General features: G+C 67.2%; 8 protein-coding genes. 3 read left to right on the top strand and 5 right to left on the bottom strand.

What is annotated here, in order from left to right:
- Positions 1–32 precede the first annotated feature (32 nt).
- On the bottom strand, positions 33–1,415 hold the full coding sequence (locus tag RI032_RS13885) for an L-serine ammonia-lyase (RefSeq protein ID WP_019338791.1): 1,383 nt from the start codon (positions 1,413–1,415) through the stop codon (positions 33–35).
- A 100-nt stretch (positions 1,416–1,515) separates the two neighbouring features.
- Between RI032_RS13885 and RI032_RS13890 the strand changes: the two genes are divergently transcribed.
- Entirely contained in the window at positions 1,516–1,749 is a 234-nt protein-coding gene (locus RI032_RS13890; RefSeq protein ID WP_019338792.1) for a glutaredoxin family protein, read from the top strand.
- Positions 1,750–1,851: 102 nt separating this feature from the next.
- Here RI032_RS13890 and RI032_RS13895 read toward each other — a convergent pair whose 3' ends face one another.
- From RI032_RS13895 to RI032_RS13905, 3 genes are read right to left on the bottom strand one after another with little or no spacing between them, the layout of a single operon-like run.
- On the bottom strand, positions 1,852–2,424 hold the full coding sequence (locus tag RI032_RS13895) for a YceI family protein (RefSeq protein WP_019336389.1): 573 nt from the start codon (positions 2,422–2,424) through the stop codon (positions 1,852–1,854).
- 3 nt (positions 2,425–2,427) lie between these two features.
- Positions 2,428–3,000: a cytochrome b gene (locus tag RI032_RS13900; protein WP_010482755.1), complete on the bottom strand. Its 573-nt coding sequence runs from the start codon at positions 2,998–3,000 to the stop codon at positions 2,428–2,430.
- Positions 3,001–3,010: 10 nt separating this feature from the next.
- Entirely contained in the window at positions 3,011–3,643 is a 633-nt protein-coding gene (locus RI032_RS13905; protein ID WP_010482756.1) for a YceI family protein, read from the bottom strand.
- A 166-nt stretch (positions 3,644–3,809) separates the two neighbouring features.
- Here RI032_RS13905 and RI032_RS13910 point away from each other — a divergent pair, with 166 nt between their 5' ends.
- Both RI032_RS13910 and RI032_RS13915 read left to right on the top strand, forming a co-directional pair.
- Positions 3,810–7,355 (top strand): hybrid sensor histidine kinase/response regulator, encoded by a 3,546-nt coding sequence (locus tag RI032_RS13910; RefSeq protein ID WP_322547164.1) that lies wholly within the window; start codon positions 3,810–3,812, stop codon positions 7,353–7,355.
- Between the two features lie 96 nt (positions 7,356–7,451).
- A complete protein-coding gene (locus RI032_RS13915) occupies positions 7,452–10,979 on the top strand; it encodes a hybrid sensor histidine kinase/response regulator (protein ID WP_322547165.1) in 3,528 nt (1,175 codons plus the stop codon).
- A 512-nt stretch (positions 10,980–11,491) separates the two neighbouring features.
- Here the strand turns inward: RI032_RS13915 and mdtD are convergent.
- The gene (gene mdtD, locus RI032_RS13920; RefSeq protein WP_010482759.1) at positions 11,492–12,901 is read right to left on the bottom strand and encodes a multidrug transporter subunit MdtD; all 1,410 of its coding nucleotides are present in this window, start codon (positions 12,899–12,901) and stop codon (positions 11,492–11,494) included.
- Positions 12,902–12,937 lie beyond the last annotated feature (36 nt).

The raw sequence follows: 12,937 nt of genomic DNA on the forward strand, positions 1-12,937 counted from the left end.
AATGCGGTGACGGTGTCGTTCGGCGCTACAACTCAGCACTCGATGACGTTCACCGCCAGCCCACCGCGGCTGGTTTCCTTGTACTTGTCCTGCATGTCGCGGCCGGTATCGCGCATGGTCTTGATCACCTTGTCCAGCGACACCTTGTGCTTGCCGTCGCCACGCATCGCCATGCGCGAGGCATTGATTGCCTTCACCGCGCCCATCGCGTTGCGTTCGATGCAGGGGATCTGCACCAGGCCGCCGATCGGGTCACAGGTCAGGCCGAGGTTGTGTTCCATGCCGATTTCCGCGGCATTCTCGATCTGGCTGGGGTTGCCACCCAGCGCCGCGACCAGGCCACCGGCCGCCATCGAGCAGGCCACGCCCACTTCGCCCTGGCAACCCACTTCGGCGCCGGAGATCGAGGCGTTCTCCTTGTACAGGATGCCGATCGCCGCCGAGGTCAGCAGGAAGTCGAACACGCGCTGCTCGTTGGCGCCGGGGCAGAAGCGGTCGAAGTAGTGCAATACCGCCGGCAGCACACCCGCGGCACCGTTGGTCGGCGCGGTCACCACGCGGCCTCCAGCCGCGTTTTCCTCGTTCACCGCCAGTGCGTACAGGTTGACCCAGTCCAGCGTGGTCAGCGGATCGCGCATCGCCGCTTCCGGCTTCGACGACAGCTCGCGGTACAGCGCCGGTGCACGGCGGCCCACCTTCAGGCCACCCGGCAGCACGCCTTCCTCACGGATGCCGCGCGTCACGCACGACTGCATCGCACTCCAGATCTCGCGCAGCTGCGCGCGGATCTCGTCCTCGCTGCGCCAGCACTTCTCGTTCTCGAACATCAGCTGGGCAATGCTCAGGCCGCTGCGCGCGGTCTGCGCCAGCAGCTCGTCGCCGCTCTTGAACGGGTAGGGCAGTGGGGTCTCGTCGGGCACGATGCGGTCATCGGCCGCGTCGTCCTGGTTGACCACGAAGCCACCGCCGACGGAGTAGTAATCGCGGGTGGCGATCACTTCGTCCTCGGCGTTGTACGCAGTGAAACGCATGCCGTTGGTGTGGTACGGCAGCTTCTGGCGCTTGTTCATGCCGAGATCGCGCTTTTCGTCGAAGGCGATCTCGTGCTGGCCCATCAGCTGGATGCGCTTGCTGCTGCGGATGCGCTCCAGGGTGGCCGGAATGATGTCCGGGTCGATCAGGTTTGGCCGCTGCCCTTCCAGGCCCAGCAGGATCGCCTTGTCGGTGCCGTGGCCGCGGCCGGTCAGCGCCAGCGAGCCGTAGACATCGGCGCGGATGCGCGCGACTTCGTGCAGGCGGCCCGGATCGAGCAGCCAGCGGTGGATGAATCGCTCGGCGGCCTTCATTGGCCCGACGGTGTGCGAGGAGCTCGGGCCAATGCCGATCTTGAAAACGTCGAACGTGCTGACAGCCATGGTTGCCGTACTGCGGGTACCGGAAGAGACCGCTATTCTAGCGGTTCATGCCGCACTTCCATGGCTGCGGCGCAGCATTTCCGCCAAGGGGTCCCATCCGGTGTTGACTCTGTTCCAGCGTGACGACTGCCACCTGTGCGACATGGCCCTGGCCGAGCTGGCCAAGGCCAGGGCGCCGGAGTTCGAATCGGTGTTCCTGGATGACCAGCCGGCGCTGGAGCCGCGCTACGGCGCGCGGGTGCCGGTGCTGCGCGACGAGCGCGGTGACCGTGAGCTGGACTGGCCGTTCGACGCGGCCACGGTTAAGGCTTGGCTTGCTGAAAGCTCATTGTAGAGCCGAGCCATGCTCGGCTGACGCGCGCAGCGCGACCTGGACGGCAGCCGAGCATGGCTCGGCTCTACAGGATGCGGCCGGGGCCGTGCCCCGGCCCATCGCTCATTTCGCGTCGAACTTCACGATCGTGCTGATCGCGGTTTCGTCCGGGATGGTCTTGGTGTCGGCCCAGTCACCGCTGCCGACGCCGAAGTCCAGGCGCTTGACGGTGGCCTTGCCGGTCAGCACCGGCTGGGTGCCCGGCTTCCAGGTGAAGGTCAGCGTGACTGGCTTGCTGACCCCGCGCAGTTCCAGGGTGCCGTCGGCGGCGAACTGGTCGTTGCCCACCGCTCGGAAGCCCTTGGCGGTGTAGCGCGCGGTGGCGAACTTGCCGACGTTGAAGAAGTCGGCGGTCTGCAGGGTCGAGTCGCGGTCGCTGTTGCCGCTCTTGGCGCCGGCCAGCGGGATCACCACGTCCAGCGAACCGGCGGCCGGGTTGGCCGGGTCGAAGCTGAGCTTGGTGGCAAAGCCCGGGAAGCTGCCGGTGAACACTTCGCCGTCGTACTTGGTCGCGAACACCAGGATCGAACCGGCACCGGGGGCCTGCGCGTAGTCGGCGGCGAGCACCGGGGCGGTGGCCAGCATGCCGGCCAGGGCGGCGGCCACGGCGGCCGGAGTGGTCAGTTTCAGGTTCATCGGTCAGTCCTTCTGAGGGGAGGTGAGCCAGCCACGCGGCAACATGCGGGACAAGGTCGCATCGCGCTGGAACAGGTGGTGGTAGAAGGCAGCGCCGGCATGGGCCAGCACCACCGCGATCAACAGCCAGAAGCCGTATTCGTGGATGGCATGGGACACCGCAACGACCTGCGGGTCCGGGCCGCTCAGCTTGGGCACGTCGACCAGGCCGAACCAGCGGAACGGGCGCAGGCCGCTGGCCGAGTCGTACAGCCAGCCCGATAGCGGGATGGCAAACATCAGCACATACAGCAGCACATGGGTGGCACTGGCGATGCGTTCCTGCCAGCTGGGCACGCCCGGCACCGGCTTGGGGGCACCGGCATACAGGCGCCAGCCGAGGCGGAAGAGTACGAGCGCCAGCACGGTGATGCCGATCGACTTGTGCGCGGTATAGACCCAGAAATACTTGGGGGTCTTGGGCAGTTCGCCCATGGTCAGGCCGACCACGCCGAGGGCGAGGATCAGCAATGCGATCAACCAATGCAGGATCTGGCTGACACTCCCCCAGGCGGCGGGGGTGTTCTTGGCGGTCATGAAGGGTCCTCTAGGGGGCCGTCTTGGGGTCGGAGTGTGGAACGGGAGCGGGAGTTCCCGGGGCGTCGCTGCGGTCGAGTGTGGCTTCAGCCTCGATCCTCAGCTGTACTGCATCACCGATGACGCCCGGCCAGGCGGTGATGCCGAACGCGCGCCGGCTCAGCGTGGTGCTGGCGGAAAAACCGGCGGTGCGTCGGAACGGGGGCAGGGGATAGCGCTTGATGGCGTTGAGGGTCACGTCCAGCGTGATCTCCTGGCTGACCCCGCGCAGGGTCAGGGTGCCGATCACGTGGGCGCGCCTGGCATCGATCGGTTCGACCCGGCTGGAGACGAAATGTGCCTTCGGGAAACGCTCGCCATCCAGAAGGCTGCGGGCCAGCGTGGCCTGGTTCCATTTGGCATCACCCAGGTCCAGTCGCGACACGGGGACCTCGACATCCAGTGTGGCCTCGCGCCAGTTGTCGGGATCGAACTGCAGGCGGCCCTCACTGCCGGAGACCGTGCCCATCGCCTGCGAGTAACCCGCGTGGTCGATGGTGAACAGCACACGCGTATGCACCGGATCGAGGCGATAGGTATCTGCATCCGCCCAGGCGGGGGCGGTGGCGAGCAGCATCGGCAGCAGGGCCAGGCAGGGACGCATCGATGGCGGGCTCCGGAAAGGGGGACGTTGCGATCATACGCACAGCCCCCTGCCAACGTTGCGTGCATGGCTGCAACAGTTCGTGGTGGGTCCACCGGTGGAAACAGGCTGTTGCAGCCATGAAGCCGGCCCTGTGTGACAATCGGGACAGGACAGGGGGTTCAGGATGACGAGCGGTTGGCGCCGGTGGTGCCGAGGCATCGCGGGAATGGGGCTGCTGCTGATGGCGTTCGCCACGGCGGCCACGGCCCTGGACATGGCGGAAACACCGCGCCTGCGCCGTTTCGGTGCCGCCGAAGGCATGCCCTCGCGCATGGTGCTGGCGTTGGCCGAGGACCGCCAGGGCCATATCTGGGCTGCCACCGATGGTGGCCTGGTGCGCTATGACGGCGGCAGCCTGCGGGTCTGGGAACATGATCCGGAGCAGCCGGGATCGCTGCCCGGCAACGAGATCGAGACCCTGCTGGTCGATCCCCTGGATCGCGTCTGGGTCGGCATCAATGGCAAGGGCGTGGCCCGGCTGGATGCTGACCGCGAGCACTTCAAGACCTTCGATGCGGTCAACGGCCCCTGCATGAGCCAGTTCTGGACGTTGGCCTACGCCGAGGATGCACTGTGGATCGGCACCAGTGGCCATGGCGTCTGCCGTTTCGGTGAAGACGGCAGCCTGCGCTTCTTCGAGCATGATCCGGCCCGTCCTGGCGGGTTGCCCAGCAATACCATCTACAGCAGCCTGGTCGATGCGCAGGGGCGCCTGTGGATCGGCACCGAGGCGGGCATTGCGCGCTGGAACGGAACTGGGTTCGAGGCTGTCGCGCCGCGCGAACTGGGGGCGCTGAGTGTGTTGCGCCTGAGCCGCGACCCCGATGGCTCGATCTGGGCCGGCAGCCAGAACGACGGCCTCTACCGTATCGACGCGCAGGACCGGGTCAGTCGTCCGCGCTGGACCGACAGTGCACGCCTGCGTTCGGCACTGGTGCTGGCCGATCGCCAGGGGGGTTACTGGGCGGGCACCTCCGATGGCCTGTTGCGCGGAGATGCCAGCATGCTGCGGCGGCTCGACGGCGACCGTGGCAGTGGTTTCCTCACTGCCCAGAGCGGTGTGCTTGATCTGATGCAGGACCATGAGGGCGGATTGTGGGTGGCGCTGCTGACCCAGGGCCTGGCCTACCTGCCGCCGGACTGGCGCCGGTTTTCGATCTGGAACCAGCTTGACGGCAAGCCGCTGGACAGCCAGTACCTGTTGAGTGCAGCCAGTGATGGCCGGAATTACTACGTCGGCTCAGCGCATGGCGTGTACCAGCTGGACGCGCAGGGAGTGCTGAAGTTGTTGGCCAGCGATCGCGAGATCGGCAGCGGGGCGGTGTGGTCGGTGCTGCCGCGTCCGGACGGGCGCCTGTGGCTGGGGCGTGCCGGCCGCATCAGCGTGTACGACCCGGCCACCCGCGCGCTGCACGATTGGCATATCGATGGAGGGGCCGACCTGCGCCAGCGCATCGATCTGATGCGGCAGGCCCCCGATGGCACGGTCTGGCTGTCGGTGATGAACCTGGGCCTGCAGCAGCGCAGCGCCGATGGCCGCGTGCTGCGTAGTTTCCCGCTGGAGGATCTCCGCAAGACGGCCGATTCACCGGTTGAGCAGATCCGCTTTGATGCCCAGGGCAAGGCCTGGGTGATGGGCGACATGGGGATCTGGCGTGAACAGGCCGGGCGTTTCGAAGCGGTGCCGGGCGTTTCGCGTGGGCTGATCTACGATCTGGTGTGGGTGGATCCACAGCAGCTGTGGCTGGCCCGCCAGGGCGCGCTCGAGCGCTACCAGTGGGATGGCATGAGCCTGCGCCTGATCCAGCGCATCGATGGCAGTGCGGGCGTGCCGTCGGTGAGCATGGGGGGACTGGCGTTGGCCGAAGATGGCCGCCTGTGGGCGACCACGCCACGTGGCCTGCTGCGGTGGGACCCGAAGGCGCGCCGCCTGCAGCAGTTCAACGAACGCGATGGCCTGCCCGATGCCGAGTTCACCAGCCGGCCGCCAGCGGTGAATGCCGATGGTCGCGTGCTTGCGGTGGCCCAGACCGGCCTGGTGGTGTTCGATGTGAATGCTGCCGATGCCGTGTTGCCGCCGTCGTCGCTGGTGATCGCCGAGGTCCGCGTGCGGCGCGATGATGCCCGTGGCTGGCAACCACTGCCGACCACCGGCACGCTGTTGCTGGGGCCGGATGATCGTGATCTGCAGATCGATGCACGACTGCTTTCCTATGCCAATCCGCAGGGCAATCGTTACCGCTTCCGGGTGCAGGGCTACGACCAGAACTGGGTGGAGCAGGGCGGTGACGGCCAGCGCACGTTGTCGCGGCTGCCGACCGGCAGCTACGTCATTGAAGTCCAGGCAGCCACGGCCAGTGGCGCGTGGACGCCTTCGCAGCAGTTGCAGGTGAAGGTGCTGCCACCCTGGTGGCGCAGCGGCATGGCGATCTTCGGCTACCTGCTGATCGGCTCGCTGCTGCTGCTTATCCTGGTGTGGTCGATCCGTGCGCGCCTGCGCCGCCGCCAGCAATGGCAGTTGACCGTGCACAAGCAGCAGCTGGCGGAGCAGGCCTCACAGGCCAAGAGCCGGTTCCTGGCCACGCTGGGCCATGAGGTGCGCACGCCGATGACCGGTGTGCTCGGCATGAGCGAACTGCTGCTGGCCACCCCGCTGGATGCGGTGCAGCGCAGCTATGCAGGCTCGATCCAGCAGGCTGGCAGCCACCTGCTGCGGCTGGTCAACGACGCGCTGGATCTGGCCCGCATCGAGGCCGGCCGGCTGGAGCTGGACCTGCGCCCGTTCGATCTGGCCGGCCTGCTCGACCAGGTGCAGGCGCTGATGCAGCCGATGGCGAAGCAGCGCAACCTGGAGTTCCAGCGTGGAAGCGATCCGCCGGGGCCGGTCAGCGTCAGCGGCGACGAGATGCGCGTGCGGCAGATCCTGCTGAATCTTCTGGGCAACGCAATCAAGTTCACCGAGCGTGGGCACGTCGGCCTGGCCGTGCGACTGGAGGAGAATGGCGGCGGCCTCTGCTTCGAAGTGCATGACACCGGCCCGGGCATCAACGCCGAGCAGCAGGACCGCCTGTTCCATCGCTTTGAACAGGCGGACGGCCCGCGCACTGCGTCGCGCTATGGCGGCAGCGGGCTGGGCCTGGCGATCTGCCAGGAGCTGGCCGTGGCCATGAACGGACGCATCGAAGTGGACAGTCAGCCGGGCAAGGGCGCGCGTTTCCGTGTGTGGCTGCCGCTGCCCTGGATCCGGCAGGCCACCAATGCGCCGGGCGAATCGCCGGTGCTGCCGATGCTGCCGCCACTGCGCATCCTGCTGGTGGAGGATGACGCGACCGTGGCGGAGGTCATCGCCGGCCTGCTGCGTGGCCGTGGGCACGATGTGGTGCACGTGCTGCATGGCCTGGGCGCGCTTTCGGAGATCGCCACCGATGGCTTTGACGTGGGCCTGCTCGATCTCGATCTGCCGGGGCTGGACGGCACTGCCATCGCCCGCCAGCTGCGCACCATGGGCTATGAACTACCCCTGGTGGCGGTCACCGCACGCTCCGATGCCTACGCTGAGACCCAGGTCCTGGCGGCCGGGTTCGATGGCTTCCTGCGCAAGCCGGTGACCGGTGACATGCTGGCGACTGCCATTGCCCAGGCGCGCGCAAAACGACAGACCACCCTTTGAATGCGCCAGTGCCGGGCGTGAACGGCGCGACTTTCGGTTTACCATGCCGACGCCCGTAGTGCGGGAATCATCAGAAGCAGCGTGAGGAGGCAATCGGTGGTGTATCTGCGGGCGGCGATGCTGCTGCTGGTCCTCCTGTGCTGCCTGTCGCCCGCTGCGGCGCAGCCGGTGCCACCGAGCCCGCGCCAGGTGACGGTGTTCGACGGCTTGCCGTCCAATACCGTGAACCGCATGGCCGAGGACCGTTACGGTTACCTGTGGATCGCCACCAACGACGGCCTGGCCCGCTACGATGGGCGCAACTACCGGATCTGGCGTTCGGAAGACGGCCTGCGCGACAACCGCATCTGGACGGTGCTGGTCGATGCCCGCAACCAGCTCTGGATCGGCACCGAGAACGCCGGTCTTGTACGGATGTCGGCCGATCGCCGCCAGCTGCATTTCTACGACCGCAGCAGCCAGCCGTTGATGGGCACCAACACGGTCTGGAGCCTGGCCACCACGCCGGATGGTTCGGTCTGGTTCGGCACCCACGAAGGTGGTCTGTACCGCCTGGACAACCAGGACCGGCTGCAGCGCTTCCTGCCCGAAGCGAACAACCCACGCAGCCTGCCGGCCGCATCGGTGCCGTACCTGGCACCCCTGGCCGATGGCAGCCTGTGGATCGGCACCAAGCATGGCGTCGCGCGCTGGACCGGCACGGACTTTGAACGGGTCGGTGCCGGCATCGTTCCCAGCCAGCTGATCAATGGCCTGACGGCCGAGCCCGATGGCAGCCTCTGGATCAGCACGATGGCCGGTGCCGTCGTGCGTCGCCCCGACGGTCGTTTCGAGGCGCCGTCCTGGAAGCTGCCCGAAGGCGAACAGGTGCTGGGCATGATGCTGCGCGACGAGCAGGGCGGGCACTGGCTGGACACCCGCACCGGCCTTGGCCGGGCGGTCGATGGGCAGTACCAGGCCGTGCCCCTGTACAGCGCCGTGGCGCGTGGTCCGGTGCGCCCGAACTGGACCGGCGCCTACGAGGATCGCGAGGGTGGTATCTGGCTGGCCAGCACCAACGCCGGCCTCTGGCACCTGCTGCCGCGTTGGTGGCAGTTCTCGGTGCTGTCGCGGCTGGAGGACGACCCCCGCTCGCTGCGCAACGCTTTCGTGCTGGGTACCAGCCCGTCCAGCAACGGCGGCATCTGGACGGTCGGCAGCCACGGCGCGCTGGACCGCTTCGATCCGAAGACCGGCAGCATCGAACAGCATCGCACCTGGGTCAACGGCATGCACTGGCTGACCTCGGTGCGCGAGGATCGCCGCGGCCAGGTCTGGATCGGTTCCAACGACGCACTGCTGCGCTATGACCCGAAGCGGCGTGATCTGCGCCGCTGGGGCCGGGATGCCGGCGCCGACGCGACCATGGAAGGGGTCATCGAATCGATGATGACCTGTGATGGTGACAGTCTCTGGCTGATGCTGTCGGCGGGTCTTCAGCAGCGCGATCTGGATGGGCGCCTGCGGCGCCAGCTGGACAATGGCCAGCGCGGATTGCAGCAGGGCCAGCTCAATCTCGACGTGGAATGCGGGCCTCAGGACCATATCTGGCTGGCCAGCAGCCGTGGCCTGCTGCAGTGGCTGCCGGAAAGCGAGCGTTTCCAGCCGGTGCCGGGTGCACCGGCGACCGCGATCCATGCTCTGCACGTGGGAAGCGATGGCCAGGTCTGGCTGTCCGAGGATGGCCGCCTGTCGCGCTACCGCTGGAGCCAGGGCCGGCTGGAGCGGCAGGCCGTGATTGGTGCCGAGCAGGGCTACCCGGCGATCTCCGCCTCGGGACTGGTGGTCGATGCCCAGGGGGTAGCGTGGGCAACCAGTGCGCGTGGCCTGGTGCGCATCGGTGCCGATGGCCAGAGCGTGCGCCTGTATGGCGTGCACGACGGCCTGCCGAGCCAGGAATTCCGTGAGCACACGCTGGTGATGTCGGGAGACGGCCATCTGGTGGCGGGTACGCCGGCCGGTGTGGTGGTGTTCGACCCGGAGCAGGTGCGGCCCTCGATGCGGCGTGCGCCGCTGGTGATCGAGCGGGTGGAGGTGCGCCGCAACGAGCAGGTGCTGGACCTCACCCACGACACGCCGTTGCAGATCGCCGATGGCGACCGCGATCTGCGCATCGTCGCGCGCCTGCTGTCATTCGCCGATTCGGTGTCCAATACCTATCGTTACCGGTTGGCCGGCTACGACCCGGACTGGGTGGAAGTGGGACCGGCCGGTGAGCGCCTGTTCTCGCGGCTGGCACCGGGCAGCTATCGGCTGGAAGTGCAGGCGCGGTCGGCCGACCATGTCTGGTCACGGGTGCAGAGCCTGGAATTCCGCGTGCAGCCACCGTGGTGGCGCAGCTTGTCCGGCCTGCTGGTGCTGGCCTCGTTCGCGCTGCTGCTGACCAGCTGGTTCGCTTGGCTGTACCGTCGTCGCCTGCAGCGCCGCCACGCCTATCAGCTGGCGCTGCACAAGCAGGAGCTGGCCGAACAGGCATCGGCCGCCAAGACCCGCTTCCTGGCCAACCTTGGCCATGAGATCCGCACGCCGATGACCGGTGTGCTGGGCATGAGCGAGCTGCTGCTGTCCTCGCCTCTGGATCCGCAGCAGCGCGGCTATACGCAATCGATCCGCCATGCCGGCGAGCACCTGCTGCACCTGGTCAACGATGCGCTGGACCTTGCGCGGATCGAATCAGGTCGTCTGGAATTGCAGCACAAGCCGTTCGCACTGTGCAGCCTGCTGCAGGACCTGGCCGCGCTGATGGGGCCGTTGGCGGCGCAGAAGGGCCTGCGTTTCACCCTCGACAACCAGCTGCCCCCCGGCCTGCAGGCCACCGGCGATGCAATGCGGGTCCGTCAGATTCTGCTGAATCTGCTCTCGAATGCGGTCAAGTTCACCAGCCGCGGCACCATCACCCTGCACGCGCGCGGCGACGCCGAGCTGCGATCGCTGCATTTCGAGGTGCGCGACACCGGCCCCGGCATCAGCCAGGAGCAGCAGCAACGCCTGTTCCGCCGCTTCGAGCAGGCCGATGGTGCACGTACCGCAGCCCAGTACGGTGGCAGTGGCCTGGGCCTGGCGATCTGCCGCGAACTGGCGCATGCGATGCAGGGGCGCATCCAGGTGGAGAGCCAACTCGGTCGCGGCACCTGCTTCGGCGTGACGTTGCCGTTGCCGATGGTGGTCGATGCCAATGCCGAAGCAGATGGTGAAACGCACCGCGAGGACGCGGCGAACATGCCGCCATTGCGGGTACTGCTGGTGGAGGACGATGCGACCGTGGCCGACGTGGTGCGCGGGTTGCTGAGTGCGCGCGGGCACGAGGTCGTGCATGCGGGGCATGCGCTGGCGGCACTGCGCGAGATCAGCGCCGGTGATTTCGACGTCGGCCTGCTGGATCTTGACCTGCCGGGCCTGAGCGGCTTCGAGCTGGCCCAGCACCTGCGCAACCAGGGCTACATGCTGCCGCTGCTTGCCGTGACCGCGCGGACCGATCCGGACCTGCAGCAGCAGGTGGAAGCGGCCGGCATCGGCGGTTTCCTGCGCAAGCCGGTGACCGGTGAGCTGCTGGTGGAAGCGATCGCCAGGGTCATGGGGCGGTAGGGGGTTCGGCAGGGTCTGCGGCCCTGCACCTGGCGGATCAACGTCAACGTCAAAAGCAGGTATTCCGTGGGATGGCGGGGTGGGTCCGGTTACGGGGGACGCTGCAAGTACGTCCATGTAAGCTCGGTCGCCGCATCCATGCGGCTCACGCCCCCGCAACCGGACCCACCCCGCCTTTGACAGATTCTCGCGAGCTGCCGGCGCCCTGTGTGGAGCCGAGCCATGCTCGGCTCAAATCTCACAGATATCGAAATGTTCGATTTCAATGGACGTTCATCCACGCATGGCGTGGATCTACCCGATCGCGAAAATCTGTCAGAGGTGGGGCGGTGTGGGCTTGCAGGACCGTTGGCGCCATGGATGGCGCCATCGAGCCCCCATGGACGGGTTTACGGCGTGTCCTGCAAGCCCACACCGCCCCGCCATCCCACGGAATGCCTGCTTTTGCTGTTGCTGTTGCCTTGGCTTGAAGCCTCTGCAGGTGCAGGGCCGCAGGCCCTGCCGAACCACCCTCACTCCGCGACGTGCTCGACCTGCCGTGGCTCCGGCTTGGTATCGGGCAGCTGCCAGAAGATCATCGTCGAAGTCAGCGTGATCGCGCCCACGCACAGGAACGTCGCATGCAGCGCCGCGGTCGCGCTGTTGCTGTCCAGGTGGTTGCCGAACGCGGCCAGCAGGCTGCCCGCAGCGGCGGCACCGAAACCAGCGGCGAGCATCATCACCATCGACAGCAGGCTGTTGCCGGAACTGGCGAATTCGCGGTCCAGGTCGCGCAGGGTCACGGTGTTCATCACGGTGAACTGCAGCGAATTGACCGCACCGAAGAACGCCAGCTGCAGCAGGCGCCACGCCAGGTGTTGGCCCGGTGTCATCAGGATGAAGCTGGCCATCGCCAGGCCGACCAGCACGGTGTTGACCATCAGCACGCGGCGGTAGCCGTAGCGCTCGACCAGCTTTACCGCCAGCTTCTTCGACACCATGCCGGCCGCTGCCACCGGCACCATCATCAGGCCGGCGTTCATCGGGCCCAGGCCCAGGCCGACCTGCAGCAGCAGCGGGATCAGCATCGGCATGGCGCTGCTGCCGATGCGCGAGAACAGGTTGCCGAGGATACCGATGCGATAGCTGGGCACGCGGAACAGGGCCAGCGAGAACAAGGGAGCGGTGGAGTTGGCGGCGTGCAGCCAGTAGCCCACCAGCGCAGCCAGGCCGGCCACGGTCATCAGCATCACCAGCGCATGTGGCGTGCCGAGTCCAGAGATGCCGTCCAGCGCCAGTGACAGCACCACCATCGCGAAGGCCAGCATGATGTAGCCACGCAGGTCGAAGCGGGTGCGATGGCTGGCGTAGTGGTCGGGCATGATCTTCATCGCGGCGATGAAACCGATCACGCCGATCGGCAGGTTGATCAGGAACACCCAGTGCCACGAGGCGATCTCGACCAGCCAGCCACCCAGCGTGGGACCGATCAACGGGCCGACCAGCGCGGGGATGGCGATGAAGCTCATCGCACGCAGGAAATCCTCGCGCGGCACCGAACGCATCACCGCCAGGCGACCGACCGGCAGCAGCATCGCACCGCCGATGCCCTGCAGCACGCGCGCACCGACCAGCTGGTGCAGGTGCTGGGCCAGCGCGCAGGCCAGCGAGCCGAGGGTGAACAGGATGATCGCCACCAGGAAGGTGCGGCGGGTGCCGTAGCGGTCAGCGATCCAGCCGGAGGCGGGAATGAAGGTAGCCACCGCCAGCGCATAGCTGAACACCACCGATTGCATCTGCAGCGGGCTTTCGCCCAGGCTGGCGGCCATCGCCGGCAACGCCGTGTTGACGATGGTCGAGTCCAGCATCTGCATGAAGATCGCCAACGAAACCAACCACAGCAGGGGGCGCTGGCGGTTGTAGGTCGATGGCGATGTGGACATGGGGCGCGGCCGGTGCAGCGTTGGGGAGACCATGAT

The sequence above is a fragment of the Stenotrophomonas geniculata genome (assembly GCF_034508895.1).
Taxonomy (GTDB): domain Bacteria; phylum Pseudomonadota; class Gammaproteobacteria; order Xanthomonadales; family Xanthomonadaceae; genus Stenotrophomonas; species Stenotrophomonas geniculata.